The organism is Nisaea sp. (assembly GCF_034670185.1).
Classification (GTDB): Bacteria; Pseudomonadota; Alphaproteobacteria; order Thalassobaculales; family Thalassobaculaceae; genus Nisaea.
Genome location: NZ_JAXMNY010000001.1, coordinates 612821 through 627786 on the forward strand (window position 1 = coordinate 612821; position 14966 = coordinate 627786).

14 protein-coding genes are annotated in these 14966 nt (G+C 61.8%); 8 read left to right on the plus strand and 6 right to left on the minus strand.

Annotated elements, in window-relative coordinates:
- Positions 1-85 precede the first annotated feature (85 nt).
- Both VOI22_RS02895 and VOI22_RS02900 read right to left on the minus strand, forming a co-directional pair.
- Positions 86-1552, minus strand: coding sequence for an FAD-binding oxidoreductase (locus tag VOI22_RS02895; RefSeq protein WP_323795085.1), 1467 nt, complete (start codon positions 1550-1552; stop codon positions 86-88).
- 84 nt (positions 1553-1636) lie between these two features.
- A complete protein-coding gene (locus tag VOI22_RS02900; protein WP_323795086.1) occupies positions 1637-2590 on the minus strand; it encodes an L-threonylcarbamoyladenylate synthase in 954 nt (317 codons plus the stop codon).
- Positions 2591-2712: 122 nt separating this feature from the next.
- On the opposite strand from VOI22_RS02900, the gene parA reads away from it, so the two are divergent.
- Positions 2713-3363, plus strand: coding sequence for a ParA family partition ATPase (gene parA, locus VOI22_RS02905; RefSeq protein WP_323795087.1), 651 nt, complete (start codon positions 2713-2715; stop codon positions 3361-3363).
- 13 nt (positions 3364-3376) lie between these two features.
- On the opposite strand, the gene cysQ is transcribed toward parA, so the two are convergent.
- The gene (gene cysQ, locus VOI22_RS02910; RefSeq protein WP_323795088.1) at positions 3377-4150 is read right to left on the minus strand and encodes a 3'(2'),5'-bisphosphate nucleotidase CysQ; all 774 of its coding nucleotides are present in this window, start codon (positions 4148-4150) and stop codon (positions 3377-3379) included.
- A gap of 86 nt (positions 4151-4236) precedes the next feature.
- Between cysQ and VOI22_RS02915 the strand changes: the two genes are divergently transcribed.
- Positions 4237-4947: an SOS response-associated peptidase gene (locus VOI22_RS02915; protein WP_323795089.1), complete on the plus strand. Its 711-nt coding sequence runs from the start codon at positions 4237-4239 to the stop codon at positions 4945-4947.
- Between the two features lie 12 nt (positions 4948-4959).
- Here the strand turns inward: VOI22_RS02915 and VOI22_RS02920 are convergent, their stop codons facing one another.
- The 3 genes from VOI22_RS02920 to VOI22_RS02930 all read right to left on the minus strand — a co-directional run bounded on the left by VOI22_RS02920 (position 4960) and on the right by VOI22_RS02930 (position 9392).
- Positions 4960-6012 (minus strand): hypothetical protein, encoded by a 1053-nt coding sequence (locus VOI22_RS02920; RefSeq protein WP_323795090.1) that lies wholly within the window; start codon positions 6010-6012, stop codon positions 4960-4962.
- A gap of 22 nt (positions 6013-6034) precedes the next feature.
- Positions 6035-8521, minus strand: coding sequence for an EAL domain-containing protein (locus VOI22_RS02925; protein WP_323795091.1), 2487 nt, complete (start codon positions 8519-8521; stop codon positions 6035-6037).
- A gap of 193 nt (positions 8522-8714) precedes the next feature.
- Positions 8715-9392, minus strand: a complete 678-nt coding sequence (locus VOI22_RS02930) for a DNA-3-methyladenine glycosylase (RefSeq protein ID WP_323795092.1) — start codon at positions 9390-9392, stop codon at positions 8715-8717.
- Between the two features lie 99 nt (positions 9393-9491).
- On the opposite strand from VOI22_RS02930, the gene VOI22_RS02935 reads away from it, so the two are divergent.
- From VOI22_RS02935 to VOI22_RS02960, 6 genes are all read left to right on the plus strand, one after another.
- On the plus strand, positions 9492-9923 hold the full coding sequence (locus VOI22_RS02935; RefSeq protein ID WP_323795093.1) for a secondary thiamine-phosphate synthase enzyme YjbQ: 432 nt from the start codon (positions 9492-9494) through the stop codon (positions 9921-9923).
- Between the two features lie 106 nt (positions 9924-10029).
- Positions 10030-12294, plus strand: a complete 2265-nt coding sequence (locus VOI22_RS02940) for a copper-translocating P-type ATPase (protein WP_323795094.1) — start codon at positions 10030-10032, stop codon at positions 12292-12294.
- Between the two features lie 11 nt (positions 12295-12305).
- Complete coding sequence (gene cueR / locus VOI22_RS02945) at positions 12306-12704, plus strand: Cu(I)-responsive transcriptional regulator (RefSeq protein ID WP_323795095.1); 399 nt, start codon at positions 12306-12308, stop codon at positions 12702-12704.
- Positions 12701-13225 (plus strand): cytochrome c, encoded by a 525-nt coding sequence (locus VOI22_RS02950; protein WP_323795096.1) that lies wholly within the window; start codon positions 12701-12703, stop codon positions 13223-13225. Before cueR ends, VOI22_RS02950 begins: the two co-directional genes overlap by 4 nt.
- A gap of 56 nt (positions 13226-13281) precedes the next feature.
- Positions 13282-13821 (plus strand): TetR/AcrR family transcriptional regulator, encoded by a 540-nt coding sequence (locus tag VOI22_RS02955; protein ID WP_323795097.1) that lies wholly within the window; start codon positions 13282-13284, stop codon positions 13819-13821.
- Positions 13818-14966, plus strand: a complete 1149-nt coding sequence (locus VOI22_RS02960) for an MFS transporter (protein ID WP_323795098.1) — start codon at positions 13818-13820, stop codon at positions 14964-14966. Before VOI22_RS02955 ends, VOI22_RS02960 begins: the two co-directional genes overlap by 4 nt.

Here is a 14966-nt window from a genome sequence, read left to right on the forward strand (position 1 = left end):
GTAATGCTCAGAGTTGGGAGGATAGGTTGTCGCCGCCGGGCGCTCATTGAGCTAGGTCAATCAGCACCCGGGGCAGGCAAAAAAGTCAGATCACCTTGCCGGGATTCATGGTGCCGTTCGGATCGAGCGCCGCTTTGATCGTGCGCATCAGGTCGAGGGCAACCGGGTCCTTGTAATGGGCCAGTTCGTCACGCTTCAGGCGGCCGATACCGTGCTCCGCGCTGATCGAGCCGCCGAAGGACATGACGACATCGTGGACAGCCCTGTTGTACTCGTCCCAGCGATCGACGAATGCTTTTGAATCGCCGCCCTCCGGCTCTGCCACATTGTAGTGCAGGTTGCCGTCACCGGCGTGCCCGAAGGCAACGATCCGGGCTTTCGCGTCCACTTTTCTGATGGCCTCCGCAGCGGCCTTGTAGAAAGCGGGCAGGCTGGCAACCGGTACGGAGACATCGTGCTTGATGGACGCGCCTTCGATCTTCTGGGATTCGGACGCATTCTCGCGCAGCTTCCAGAATTCCTGACGTTGCTGCTCATTCTGGGCGAGAGCGGCGTCAAGGATCAGCCCGTCTTCCATGGCGGCACCGAGAATGGCTTCGAACCGTTCCTCGATGCCCGTGTCATTGTCCGACGTGGTGACCAGCTCGATCAGCGTGTACATCTCGTACCGCTCACCCAACGGGTCCTGGCAGTCCGGCATGTGTTTAAGCACAAGATCGATGACCAGTCGCGGGATCAGCTCGAACGTCTCGACACTGTCGCCACTCTCCGCCCGGGCCCGCTGCAGCAGCTCGATGGCGGCGTCTACGTCGCGGATCGCGCAGAAGGCAGTGCGGATATCGCGCGGCTTCGGGAACAGCTTGAGGACTGCTGCAGTGATGATGCCGAGGGTGCCTTCGGAGCCGACGAAAAGATGCTTCAGGTCGTATCCGGTATTGTCTTTCCTGAGCCTGCCCAGGCCGTTCCAGATCCGGCCATCCGGCAGCACAACCTCGAGACCAAGCGTAAGATCGCGGGTGTTGCCGTAACGCAGGACATTCGTGCCGCCCGCATTGGTACTGAGATTGCCGCCAATCATGCAGCTACCCTCGGCGGCAAGGCTGAGCGGGAAATAACGGTCCGCCTTGGCGGCTTCTTCCTGCAGGCTCTGCAGCACGCAGCCGGCTTCGACGGTCATAGTGTAGTTCAGCGGGTCGATCGACCGGACCTTGTTCATCCGCGACAGCGACAGGACAATCTCGTTACCCGTCTCGAACGGCACGGACCCGCCGCACAGGCTGGTATTGCCGCCCTGTGGGACGACCGGGATGCCGGCTTCGTTACAGAGCTTCAGAACGCCGGAGACTTCAGCAGCGGTCGTCGGCTTCACCACCATCTGCGCGCGTCCATGGAAAAGCCCGCGATCCTCGACAAGATTGGGCTCCATGGCGGAGGGGTCGGAAGTCCAGCCCTTCGGGCCGACGATTTCCTTGATCTTCTCAAGGGCGGCGATTTCGGCTGCGGTCGGCGCATAAGGAGCGTCGGAAAGGGCCATGGTGCGCGGGGCGGACATAAAACGGATCTCCGGTGCGTATGAAGTCGGCAGCAATATTAGGCAGTAGCGCCAGCACGACAACCCGCCGCGCTGAGAAGGCACCTATGCGCGCGGCGCAGCGGCGCGGCGCAGTCGGTCGTTAATGGCGACACCGAGGCCCGCCTCCGGGATCGGTGCGATTGCGATGCCGGTTGCACCGGGCTGATCGAGTGTGCGCAACAGAGCGAACAGGCGGGCGGCCGCCTCGGTCAGATCGCCGGATGCACTGAGGGTTTCCGAGCCGGCGGGCCCTGAAACCTCTCCAAATCCAAGAAACAGCTCGCCCTCCTTTGCCGTCTCGGCATTCAGGCGAACGGGAAGCACCGGTGCGTAATGGCTTTCGAGCATGCCCGGCGCGACGATTTTCGAAGTGGCGTCGGCGGTCGTGACCGGTCCCAGAAGGGGGCCGAGCATCTCCGCCGTGACGGCACCTGGCCGCAGGATGGACAGCACATTGCCGGAAAGATCCAGCACGGTGGACTCGAGACCGACGGAGCAGGGGCCGCCATCCAGGATGATCGAGACCTTGCCTGCCAGACCGGCAAGCACATGCTCTGCCGTGGTCGGGCTGACCCGTCCGGAGGGATTGGCGCTCGGAGCGGCGATGGGCCGGCCGACGGCGCGCAGCAGTTCGGCGGCGAGCGGGTGTGCAGGCACCCTGATGGCGATGGTGTCCAATCCGGCGCTGGCCAGCAGTGATATCGGACAATTATCCCGCCGCCGGACCACGAGGGTCATCGGTCCCGGCCAGAACGCCTCTGCGACGGCGCGTGCACGTTCGTTAAAGTCGCCTAGCATGAAGGCCGCGTCCAGATCCGGGACATGGGAAATCAGCGGGTTGAAACTCGGGCGCGCCTTCGCCTCGAATATCTTGGCGACGGCCGTGTCGCTGGTCGCATCGCCGCCGAGGCCGTAAACGGTCTCGGTCGGGAACGCCACAAGCTCGCCGGCCGCAAGCGTTGCGGCGGCCTCGTAGAGCGCCGCGTCGGTTGGTTTCAGTACCCGTGTTTTGATCATGACCGCCGCTTATTCGCCGGTCCGGCGGGATCGGTCAAGAGGTGGTCTTATGTTGCGATGCACAATAATGGTGTTAATCTGATGCTTGCGATACAGTCGTGATGCAGTCCGGGAGTGCGGCCATGACGGGAATTATCATCACTATTGCGCAGCAGAAGGGTGGGGCGGGCAAGACCACGCTGGCGGCCCAGCTCGCTGTTGCCCTGGCCCATAGCGGCAAGCGGGTCGCGGCAATAGATATCGACCCGCAAATGAGTCTTTCGACCTGGTTCGACATGCGCGCAGAGATGCATGGAGATCTTGTCTATAAAGGCAAGGGCGCGCTGGAGATCCTCCAAGTCACCGGCTGGCGCGCGGCGTCGGAGATCGAGCGCCAGGCCAGGGAAAATGACGTGGTTATCGTCGATTCCCCTCCGCATGCCGAGACCGAGGCGAGGATCGCTGTGCGCAATGCACATCTGGCTGTCGTGCCGGTGCAGCCGAGCCCGATGGATGTCTGGGCGACGAAACCGACACTGGAGATGGCTGCCAAGGAGAAAACACCGGTGCTGCTGGTGTTGAACCGGGTACCGCCTCGGGCAAAATTGACGGAACGCATGGTGGCGGCGCTGACCGAGTTGAATCTGCCAGTGGCCAAAACACAGGTCGGTAATCGCGTAGCGTTGGCGAGCAGCATGGCGGACGGTCTGGGCGTTGTGGAATTCGCAAGAAGCAGCGTCGCCGCGAAGGAAATCAACGCGCTGGCCAAGGCTGTGCTGAAAGCCGCCGGTTAAGCGGCTCTACGCGTTAAACGTTACGGCCCTTGGCGATGAACATCCCGTTCAGGAACTTTTCCCCGGATTTGCCATAGCGGAACGGCGTGCCGTCGAACGCGGTCATGGTGCCGCCGGCGGCATTCAGCACGGCATGGCCGGCAGCGGTGTCCCATTCGCAGGTCGGGCCGGTGCGCGGGTAGACATCTGCTTCGCCGCGGGCGACGAGGCAGAATTTCAGCGCAGAGCCGCGCGATATGGACTGGGCTGGCTTCAGGGTCTTGATATATTCCTCAAGCTCCGGTGAGCGGTGGGAGCGGCTGCCAACAACTGTCAGTGCCTCCGGCTTGGCCTCGCGTACTGAAATCGGTGTGCGGGTGCCGTCGGCCTCTTCCTCGAAGGCGCCGCCACCGACGAAGCCAGCGGAAGCCCGGCCATCGACCGGGGTCAGCACCACGCCGAGAGTAGGCTCGCAATTCTCCACCAGGCCGATATTCACCGTGAAGTCGCCGTTGCGGCGGATATATTCCTTGGTGCCGTCCAGCGGGTCGACCAGCCAGAAGGTGCCGCCGGAGACATCCGGATTGTGACCGTCGGCGAAACTCTCCTCAGAGATGATCGGGATTTCCGGCGTCAGCTTCTCAAGCGCCGGAAAAATCAGCGCGTCGGCTGCCCGGTCGGCTGCGGTGACCGGCGAGCCATCGGTCTTCTCGTCGACCTCGATCTCACCCTCATAATATTTCATTATCAGTGCGGAGGCGTCCCGGGCAATCAGGATGACTTCGTTCAGCAGCGTCTGTTTGTCCATGATCTGTCCGGCTGAGTGTTGATCGGGGTGCATGAGCGGTCGTAGTTTCGATCTGGAATACCGGAACCGAGTGGATTTGAACAGGCATGTGCGGTCGCTACAGTATCACTACGGCACCAGAGGCCCTGCGCCGCCTATTCGCGGTGACGGACATGCTCAATCTGGAGCCGCGCTACAACATGGCGCCGATGCAGACCGCGCCCGTGATCCGGGAGCGTGACGGAAAACGCCATATGGACGGGCTCCGCTGGGGACTGGTTCCAAGCTGGGCACCGGACGAGAGCCGGGCCGCATCATTGATCAACGGGCGGTCGGAAACGGCCGCTGAGAAACCGTCTTTCCGCGATGCTTATGCGAAGCGGCGCTGCCTGGTGCCGGCGGACGGATTTTATGAATGGCGCAAGGTCGGGAGCGGGAAGCAACCTTACAGGATCTCGCTTGAGGGAGAGCGCCCATTTGCGTTTGCCGGTCTTTGGGAGCGCTGGGAAAAAGGTGCTGAGCCACTCGAGACATTCACCCTGTTGACGACGGATGCGGACCCCAGAATCGAGCATATTCATCACCGGATGCCGGTGATGATGTCGCACCCCGAGGAATTTGCCCTCTGGCTTGAGGGCGATGCGGAGGAGATAGCTGTGCTGCTGCGACCCTATGGGGAAGATGATCTTGTTTTCACGCCGGTCTCAAGCCGTGTCGGCAATGTCCGGAACGACGATCCGGGCCTGATCGAGCCAGTCGCCGAGATGGAGCAAGACAAAGCTCAACCTCCTGCTCCCCGGCAGGGTTCCCTGTTTTAATTCAGGCTGGCGTTATTCCCGGGGGCAGCGGTTCAGAATCTGGATCGTGTTGCCGCTTGCCATGAAGCCAGCGGTGCCGGTCGATCCCGCCATCTGAATGTCGTTCGGGCCGAGCTTCTGCAGGTGCTCGACGAGCGTCGGAGACCGCCGCAGATAGAACTGGAAATCGTCTTCCAGAGTCTCGGTGATATTGACGGTTTCGGGGGAGGTCTTGCCCTCGCGGGTCACGGTGTAGCCGGTCTCCGTGAAGATCACGTAATTCTGCCCGCAATTGTCCGGAGACCAGCGGCCGACCAGCGTCGGCGCGATGCCGCGATACCGGATCACACTGCCTGTGGTCAATGGCATCACGACGGGCTCGTCCGCAGTCTGGCCCCCCATCTCCGGCTCGCCTGGTGCCACTGACGCATGCGGGAACATGCGTGCGTAGCTGCCAAGCCCGGCCTTGTCGGCGAGAGAGAGCATTGCCGGATGCTGCAGATACAGCAGCACCGACACTGCGCCGCCTCCGAGGAGAAGCAATACCAGCAGCAGCAGAATGATGGTTCTGAAGGCGGAGCGTTTCTTCCGGGGTACAGGTTTCCGGAAGACAGGCGGGAGGTCATCGTACGCCGGACGCCCGGATTCTTCGCCCTGTCCGCTCTGCCAGGAATCATTGTCCTCGCTTTCCGGCGGGGACTCGTAGCTCATCGAGATACTTTCGTCCCGGCGCGGCGCCTCGGTGCGTTCCGAGTAAGGATCGTCCGGTTCGGACTCCTCGCCGAAACCGTCCACTGCATCATCGTCGAGGTCTGGCTCGAAATCTGCGGCGGATTGATCCGCGATTATCGCCAGATCGATGCTGGACTGATCGAGATAGAACAGCTGGGCATATTGCCAGTCGCCGGATGCGTCGTCGTGGTAGGCACCGACCAGCCGTATTTCCGCGCCGCGATCGTTCGCGATTTCCCGCGCCAATCCGGACTTCAGGACGGAGTAGGCACGAGCCTGCTCGACGGTTTCCCAAGGGCCGCTACGATTGGTGGCGGGGCGGGACTGGAGATAATAATGCGCATATCGCTTCATGACGGACCCGATGATAACCGTGCTACCAACTCTTGTCTTCCGCAAGAAACACCGTTGCATGCTCGGCGTTCATGGGTCTGGAGAAAAGATACCCTTGAGCGTAGTGACAATCGAGCGCGCGCAATTGCGCAAGCTGCTCCGGTGTCTCGACGCCTTCCGCGATCACGTCCAGGCGCAAATTCTGTCCCAGCATCGTGATAGTGCGCACGATCTCCAGGTTCTGGAAGTTGCTGGTCATGTCCTCGATAAAGGATTTGTCGATCTTCAGGGTATCGATCGGAAAAGTGTGCAGATAGGAGAGGGATGAGTAACCGGTGCCGAAATCGTCGACGCAGATCCTGATATCCGCCGATTTCAGCCGGTCCAGCATCTGGGTCGACAGCGCGACATCCTGCATCAGGGTGCTTTCGGTGATCTCGATCTTGAGCTGGGTCGCCGGCAGGCCAACGCCTTCCAGGCAATCGATAATCCCGGAAACGACTTCCGGGCGGGCAAACTGCCGGCCCGAGAGGTTGACGCTGATTTCAAGCTGATCGTCCTCTGGACGGTCGGCGTTCCAGGCGGCCATCTGCATGCCGCCAGTGTGCAGGGCCCACTTGCTGAGCGCGAAAATGGTTCCCGTCTCTTCAGCGACGGGGATGAACTCTACCGGTGAAATCTCCCCGCGCTCGGCATGGAACCAGCGGAGCAATGCTTCGAAACCGGCAATCTTCCCCCGTCGCATATCGATGATCGGCTGGTAATACAGCTGCATCTCGTTGCGTTCCAGCGCGCGACGAAGATCTGAATCGAGGTCGAGTGGCGTCACCGGCCAGACCCGCATGGTGTCCTGGAAGGCGATGCTCTGGGCCTTGCCGCGTTCCTTGGCTTGATACATGGCGAGCTCGGCATCGCGCAGGATGTCTTCCGGCCGCCCGTATCCCTGTTCGGAATGAGCAACGCCGAGGGATACCGAGACGAAGATCTCCTTCCCGCCGAGACGGAAGGGCGTATCCAGTGCCTGATGCAGGCTCTCGGTCAGACGGGTTGCCTCTTCGGGAGTCTTGATGTTCTCCAGCAGGATGGCGAACTCGTCTCCGCCCAGGCGGGCTACCGTGTCGCTGTCGCGCAGGGCGCTCTCGAACCGCCGTGCGGTGGCGAAAATTAGGTCGTCACCATGAACGTGTCCAAGACTCTCGTTTACGATCTTGAAACGGTCGAGGTCGAGGAAGGCGATGGCAAAGCGGGCGTCTGGCTCCTTGCGCAAGCGCGCGAGCGCCCTGCGTACGAGGTCGAGGAACAGTGTCCGGTTGGCAAGGCCGGTCAATGCGTCGTGCAGGGCATCGTGCACAAGTTGCTGTTCGGTCTGCTTGCGCCCGGTGATGTCTGTCTGGCTGCCGGCGACGCGGTGTGCCGAACCATCCGGACCGCGCACGGCGAGGCCCCGTGTCAGCATCCAGAGGAACGTACCGTCGGCATGCCGTACCCGGAATTCGCATTCGAAGTGGGAAATCGTCCCGGCCAGATGGGCGTCCATTTGTGTGGTGACGCGGGCAACATCGTCCGGATGAATCCGGCTGAACCATTCGACGGGATTATCCGTGAGATCCTCGTCGTCCAGCCCGAGCATCTCTTTCCAGCGTGGCGACAGATAGATCTTTTCCCGCCGGAGATCCCAGTCCCACAGGCCGTCGTTGGAGCCGGCTGCGGAAAGAGCGTACCGCTCTTCGCTCTCCGCGAGGCCCTGGCGCGCCGTTTCGGTCAGGGTCACGTCCGTACTGGCCATGATGACATCGCCATTCGCCATCGCCGTGAAATAATGCTCGAGGATGCGGCCCGAAGCCAGACGGTGGTTGCTGGTCATGGAGCGTTCCAGCCGCAGATAGCCGACCACCTCTTCGAGAACCTTCTCCCGGTCGGTTTCCAGGAAGTCGCCCCGCACCATCATGTAATCGACCAACTCGGAGACCGGCGTGCCGATGCGCATCAGGTGTTCGGGGAAATCGAACATCTCAACCAGCTTGGCGTTCCACACCCTCAGCGTCAGTGCCGAATCAAACACCGCAATGGACTGATCAATGCTGTCCAGCGTGGCGCGCAGCAGCATGGTCTGATCTTCGGCGTGTTTACGGGCGGCTTTTTCCTCGGTGATATCCCGGTGGAAGCTCAGCAAACCGCCACTGGCGGTCCGGAGTTCGGTAATCTCGATCCAGCGGTTCTTGTGGTCGTGCAGCAGGACGCGTCCGCCAGGCTCCCGGTGCGCCTGCAGTCGTCTTTCACGCCATAGCTCGGGACGGTCAGACGGGGCGTCGGTAACCCAGCGCTGTATTATTTCCGGCTCGCTCAGCAGGCTGTCGAGTGTTCTTCCGACAAGCGCAACACCGTTGAGTTCAGGATAAAGATCGAGAAACGGAGCATTCCAGGAGGTGATGCAGCCGTTCTGGTCGAAATGGCAGAGGCCGACCTGAATCTCTTCCAGGGCGCCGAGCAGTTCGGTCGGGTGGTTTTCCAGAGCTGCCGGCTTGGTCATGCCCATTGCGTCACTTTACGTCTCATCTCGCGCAATTCCGGTTCACGACGGATAACAGGAGCAGGATGGGCTGCGTCATTCTGACTCTCCGTTCCGTTGCTTGGAGGTGTTTGCTGAACCGATGCTGGCAGTAAGGAGATCGGCTGTTCAGGATTTCTAGTGCCCTGGTTTCGTATCAATTTCCCGAAAGATATCAGGGTGATGCCGCGTCTGTCACGGGAAACACTCCAATTCCGGCGGTTTTACCGCCAAATTTCAGCATCCGATAGTACTGCCAGAGTAATTGCGCCGCAGCGCCGCGATATGGGCGCCAGGGTTCGGCAATCGGGTGGGTGTCTTTTTCCCGCGGGCGGACGTCCAGATTTTTCAGTGCACGCACGGCTTCCTGAATGGCGAGATCGCCGCCTGGCCAGATGTCCAGTCTGCCGAGACAAAACAGAAGATAGATGTCCGAGGTCCAGCGTCCGATCCCAGGAACCTGCGTCAGAGCCTTGACGACGGCTTCGTCATCCAGATTGTGCAGGTTTTCAAGATCGAGCCGCCCGTCCAGCACGTATTCGGCAAGGGCGCGGGCATAGCGAACCTTCGGGCGGCTGAAACCGGCCCGCTTGAAATCCTCGTCTGTCGCGGCAGCAATGGCGGTGGGGGTGACGTCGAGCTGTTGATTGAGCCGTGTCCATATGGCGCTTGCGGAAGCCAGTGAGACTTGCTGAGCCGTAAGGATCCGGATCAGGGACGCGAATCCCGGAGGCTCGCGCCTTGATGGTGGAGGGCCGAGCGTCTCGTAAAGAGCCTGTATGTCAGGATCGCGCCGGGTCAATTCGATCACAGCCTTGTGGAGAGCGCTCTTCTGACTGTCAGTGCCTGTCATGGCTGCCCTCTGTTGTGCCGTTGCAATGTCATGAGCATAGTTGCGGCTCGGGGATTTGACCCGTGGATTTGTTAAGAACGGTAATGGGAAGGCGCGGCCATGTTGAGTGTGGATCGGCAGGCACAGGATGTTCTGACTGTTCGTACGGCGGGGCACGGCTTCTACGACCTGACGCGGGATGCGTCCTCCTGGCTTGAGGCGGCCGGCATATCGACGGGATTGCTGACTTTTTTCGTTCGCCATACCTCGGCCTCTCTGACGATCCAGGAAAATGCCGATCCGGATGTATGCGCCGATCTGGCGGACTATCTCGCTGATATCGCGCCGGAAGACCCGGGCCGCTACCGGCACGGGATCGAAGGGCCGGACGACATGCCCGCGCATATCCGCACCATGCTGACCCAGACATCGCTGCCGGTTCCAGTTGCTGACGGACGGATGCTGCTCGGCACATGGCAGGCGATCTATCTGATTGAACACCGCCGTGCACCGCACCGCCGCGAGGTGGTCCTACACTTGCTGGGCAACTGAGTAGGACAGGTCGCGGATCACGCTTGACCTTCCAGTAGCTAGAAGCTTTATGCAGTGAGATGAAGCCGGAAACTGCCGGCTGAAGGAACCATCCGACGGAGCCATCATGTCCTGCCACGAACCTGAAAAAGCCGAGGCACCGAAGTCCTGCTGCCACGTTGCGGCGGTGAAGCCAGTCAGTACCTGCTGTGGTCACGGTCACGGCGGCGGCGGTGTCAGTTCTGGCAAGGCAGTCATGACTGGGAAGCCGGAAGGTGCTGGCCCCGGCTATATCTGTCCGATGTGTCCGAGTGTCTGGAGCCCGGAGCCGGATAGCTGTCCAATGTGCGGGATGGCGCTTGAGCCGGAGATGATCACCCGGGACACGCCGCCCAATCCCGAATATCTCGACATGCGCCGGCGGTTCTGGATCGGGGCCGCTTTGACCTTGCCTGTATTCATCCTCTCGATGGGGGAGATGGTGCCCGGGCTGGCCGATCTGGTTGCAGGCCCCTGGAATGCCTGGATACAGGCCGTGCTGGCAACCCCGGCTGTGCTCTGGGTCGGATTCCCGTTCTTTCAGCGTGGCTGGACGTCCCTGCGCACCGGCCATTTCAACATGTTCACGCTAATCGCCATAGGCACCGGGGCTGCCTATCTCTACAGCCTTGCGGCCTTATTGCTGCCGGATCTTTTTCCTGAGGGTTTCCGCGGCGCCGACGGACATGTCGGTCTGTATTTCGAATCCGCCGCCGTCATCATCTGCCTGGTGGCGCTGGGACAGGTCATGGAACTCGGCGCGCGCGAGCGCACGTCCGATGCTCTGAAAGCATTGCTCAGTCTTGCTCCGGAGACGGCCAGACGCCTGACCGATGGTGGAGATGACGAAGAAATCGGCGTGGACGATATCCGGCAGGGCGACCGTATCCGCATTCGCGCTGGGGAACGTATTCCAGTGGACGGCCGCCTTCTGGAGGGCACCGGCGCGGTCGACGAGTCGATGCTGACAGGCGAGCCTTTGCCGGTTGAGAAGAATGTTGGTGACAGCCTTGTCGGCGGCACACTGAATGGCCGTTCGACGCTGGTGATGGAAGTCGTAACTGTTGGGCAGGACACGGTGTTGTCCCGCATCGTGACGATGGTGGCGGAGGCGCAGAGGAGCCGCGCGCCGGTGCAGAAAATCGCCGATGCGGTGGCCGGATATTTCGTGCCTGCCGTGGTGCTGTCGGCGGTGGCCGCTTTTGTGGCCTGGGCGCTTTTCGGTCCGGAGCCGGCACTGGCACATGGCGTTGTCGCTGGCGTCTCGGTCCTCATCATTGCCTGCCCCTGTGCGCTTGGTCTGGCAACGCCGATGTCGATCATGGTCGGTGCCGGGCGCGGCGCGTCGGCGGGCATCCTGATCCGCGATGCAGAGGCTATCGAAGGGTTTGAGAAGATCGACACGCTGGTCGTCGACAAGACCGGCACCCTGACCGAGGGCCGGCCGGACATGAGCGATATCGCCACGGTGGCGGGTGCGAGCGAGGACCGGGTTCTCGGCCTCGCCGCCGCGATTGAGCGCGGCAGTGAGCATCCGCTAGCCGCCGCGGTCATCCGGGCTGCCATGGAGCGGGGAGTTCCCGTGGAGCATGCGGCGGGTGTCGAGGTGGAAGCTGGACTCGGCTTGCGCGGGCTCGTCGATGGGGCGCAGGTGGCTGCCGGATCGGCGCGTTTCATGGAAACCCTCAATGTCGATATATCCATGCTCGCGGAAGTGTCGGAGACATATTCCGAAGCCGGGGCAACGTTGCTTTACATCGCTCATGACGGTGCGGCTATCGGCCTGCTTGCCGTTCGTGACCGGATCAAGGTCGGTGCGGCGGAAGCTGTCGCCGATCTGACCCGGGACGGCATTCGTGTGGTCATGGCGTCGGGCGACAATCCGAAAGCCGCCGCTGCCATCGGAGCCGAACTCGGGATATCGGAAGTGCATGGCGGATTGATGCCGTCCGACAAGGCGGATCTGGTCCGTGACCTGAAGGCTGCGGGGCGCACTGTTGCCATGGCCGGAGACGGCATCAACGATGCCCCGGCGCTGGCACTGGCCGATATCGGCATCGCCATGGGCAACGGCACGGATATCGCCAAGGAGAGCGCAGCAGTGACCCTGGTGAAAGGCGACGTGCGCGGGTTGGTGAAGGCCCGCCGCCTGAGCCGGGCGACCATGCGGAATATCCGGCAGAACCTGTTCTTTGCCTTCATTTACAACGCTTTGGGCGTTCCGGTTGCGGCTGGTCTGCTGTATCCGCTGTTCGGGCTGACCCTCAGCCCAATGCTGGCTGCGGCGGCGATGAGCCTTAGCTCCGTGTCGGTCATCAGCAACGCGCTCCGGCTCCGGTCGGCGAAACTCTGAGGAGACAGGCGATGCAAATCAGGGAGGTTGAACAGAGCGCAGGACTGCCGGCCAAGACCATCCGCTATTACGAGGAAATAGGTCTGGTCCGGCCGAACCGGCAGGATAACGGTTATCGCATCTATTCGACCGAGGATGTGCATCGGCTGCGTTTTCTGCAACGGGCGAGGGGACTCGGCTTCTCCATCGAGGATTGCCGGGCGCTGTTGTCGCTTTATGACGAGACGGGCCGGGAGAGTGCGGACGTTCGGGCCATTGCCGAAGCGCATCTGGATGAGATCGATCGAAAGATCCGGGAGTTGAAAGGGATGCGCCAGACATTGGCGCACCTCGTCCATGCCTGTCATGGCGACGAGCGGCCCGATTGTCCGATCCTCAACGATCTCGCGGGCATTGGAGATGGCGCATGAACTGGCGCTTTCTGGTTTCCGGCGCTGCCGTCCTCATCTTGCTCGGCCTTGCCGGTTATTCGCGTATGCAGGATCCGGAACGCCCGTCCGTGATCTCCAAGATCGTTCCGGGAGCAACTGAAGCCGAGAACAGTACTGTAATCAGGCTGCGGCCCGGGGATACCGGACTGGTCGCAGACGGGCGCGAGATTTACGCAGAGGCCTGCGCGAGTTGTCACGGCGCGGCCCTTGAAGGGCAGGCGAACTGGAAACAGCGTAACCCGGACGGCAGGTTGCCAGCCCCGCCGCACGACCCGTCCGGACATACCTGGCATCATCCCGATGGGCAGCTTTTTGCCCTTACGAAACTCGGCCCGGCCCGGATTGTCGGTGACGGTTACGAAAGCGACATGCCCGGTTTCGAGGGAACGCTCAGCGACAGGGAAATCGTCGCCGTGCTGTCTTTCATCAAGAGCACATGGCCTGCGGAAATAAGGGCCAGGCACGATGGCATTAACCGGCAGGCGGCCGGCGGCGGGTAACCAGCGGCGGGTAAAAGGATTGCCAAACGTAAAACGAACGTTTTACTTTTGGCGTCATGGATAAGCGCGAAGTCATTCTTTCAACCGCCGAGCAGGTTTTCTGCCGTGAGGGTTTCCGGGCAACCGGGGTCGACCGCTTGCTGGAGCCGGCCGGAGCCTCGACGCGCACGCTCTACAAGCATTTCGGCTCCAAGAACGGGCTGGCATTGGCCATTCTGAAGGGCCGTGACCAACGCTTCTTTGCCGCGATGAATGCCGTTGCCTGGACCGGCCCGGTCTCAGGTATGTTTGATGTTTTGCTGGATTGGATGCGTGAGGAGGGAGGCGTCGGCTGTCCGTTCCTGCGGGCGCTCGGCGAATATCACTCCGAAGACCCGGGGATCGCGGCCTTCGCTCAATCGCACAAGCAGCGCATGCGCGCGCTGATCGCCGAGCGGGTTGAGGCGACTGTCGGAGCCCCCGATCCGAGTCTGGCAGACCAGGTTTGGCTGCTCTTCGAAGGGGCGGTTTCCGCTGCGGCGGTCGCGGGCGACGAGATGGTGGATGCCGCGCGGGATGCGGCAGAGGCACTGGTCGCAGCGGCCTCCAAGAGGTGAAACCCGCGGGAACGATATCCTTCATTGCGGCCGGGTTTGCCTTGATTGCCGCTTCCTATGGGTTGGCGCGTTTCGCTTACGGACTGTTTCTTCCGGCGATAACAGCCGATCTCGGTCTCAGCCGGACTGAGGCCGGGTTGATCAGCGCCGGTGCCTTCGCGGCCTATTGCCTTGCGATTACCGTCGCGGCTCTGGCGAGCAACAGGCTCGGCGCGCGCCGGACTGTGCTGATTGCCGGTCTTGTCGCCACGACGGGCATGGCGGGGATTGCATGGTCCGATGGGGTCGGACAATTGGCTGCGGCTGTTTTCCTCGCCGGGGTGAGCACGGGGTTGGCATCGCCGCCATTGGCGCTGGCCGTCTCGCAGAGCATTTCCGGCGCCCGTCAGGGGGCGGCAAACACACTGATCAACAGCGGTACCAGTGCGGGCGTGGTCCTTTCCGGCCCGGTGGCGATCGGATTTGTTGAAGCTTGGCGGGAGGCTTATGCGGTCTTTGCGGTAATGGCACTCGGAGTGACGGTCTGGCTTGGTTATGCGATGCCAGCCGCCGCTTCGGTTGCTGCGCGTAGAGAGGAACGCGCCGGCCCGAATGCTCGTGTTTCCGGCGCTCTGAGACCGGTTCTTTTGGCGGCATTTCTCATGGGCATGACCAGCACGGCTGTCTGGACATTCGGGGGAGCGCTGTTGCACGGGCTCGCCGGGTGGGGAGAAGAGGCAATTGCACGGGTCTGGATCGTGATTGGTATTGCGGGAATTGTCGGCGCGGCTGCGGGGCCTCTGATCCGGCGTTTCGGGCTCAATCCGGTGCACCGGGTTTCGCTCGTCGCGCTCGCCCTATCCCTGCTTTTGATCCTCTTTTCCAATGCCTCTGGCGCTGTGCCCCTTATCGCCGCCGCATTATTCGGTGCGGCCTACATCATGCTGACGGGCGTCATTCTGGTATGGGGCGTTGAAATGGTTCCGAGCAGTCCCGCTTTCGGTCTGGGGGCCGGGTTTCTGGCGATTGCGGCGGGTCAGGTTGCAGGAGCGCCCCTTTTCGGGGCGCTCTATGACTGGAAAGGCGGGGAGGTCGCTTTGCTCGTATTCTCCGGCCTGGCCTGCACGGCGATGTGCGTGAGTGCCAGACCGGCGCGGCTACCCTAG

Excerpts from the sequence above, each read along its gene's own strand:
- VOI22_RS02925 (WP_323795091.1), bottom strand. The coding sequence starts at position 8,521 with ATGACCAAGCCGGCAGCTCTGGAAAACCACCCGACCGAACTGCTCGGC.
- VOI22_RS02935 (WP_323795093.1), top strand. The coding sequence starts at position 9,492 with ATGTTGAGTGTGGATCGGCAGGCACAGGATGTTCTGACTGTTCGTACG.
- VOI22_RS02915 (WP_323795089.1), top strand. The coding sequence starts at position 4,237 with ATGTGCGGTCGCTACAGTATCACTACGGCACCAGAGGCCCTGCGCCGC.
- VOI22_RS02955 (WP_323795097.1), top strand. The coding sequence starts at position 13,282 with ATGGATAAGCGCGAAGTCATTCTTTCAACCGCCGAGCAGGTTTTCTGC.
- cueR (WP_323795095.1), top strand. The coding sequence starts at position 12,306 with ATGCAAATCAGGGAGGTTGAACAGAGCGCAGGACTGCCGGCCAAGACC.
- VOI22_RS02900 (WP_323795086.1), bottom strand. The coding sequence starts at position 2,590 with ATGATCAAAACACGGGTACTGAAACCAACCGACGCGGCGCTCTACGAG.
- VOI22_RS02920 (WP_323795090.1), bottom strand. The coding sequence starts at position 6,012 with ATGAAGCGATATGCGCATTATTATCTCCAGTCCCGCCCCGCCACCAAT.
- cysQ (WP_323795088.1), bottom strand. The coding sequence starts at position 4,150 with ATGGACAAACAGACGCTGCTGAACGAAGTCATCCTGATTGCCCGGGAC.
- parA (WP_323795087.1), top strand. The coding sequence starts at position 2,713 with ATGACGGGAATTATCATCACTATTGCGCAGCAGAAGGGTGGGGCGGGC.
- VOI22_RS02930 (WP_323795092.1), bottom strand. The coding sequence starts at position 9,392 with ATGACAGGCACTGACAGTCAGAAGAGCGCTCTCCACAAGGCTGTGATC.
- VOI22_RS02895 (WP_323795085.1), bottom strand. The coding sequence starts at position 1,552 with ATGTCCGCCCCGCGCACCATGGCCCTTTCCGACGCTCCTTATGCGCCG.
- VOI22_RS02940 (WP_323795094.1), top strand. The coding sequence starts at position 10,030 with ATGTCCTGCCACGAACCTGAAAAAGCCGAGGCACCGAAGTCCTGCTGC.
- VOI22_RS02950 (WP_323795096.1), top strand. The coding sequence starts at position 12,701 with ATGAACTGGCGCTTTCTGGTTTCCGGCGCTGCCGTCCTCATCTTGCTC.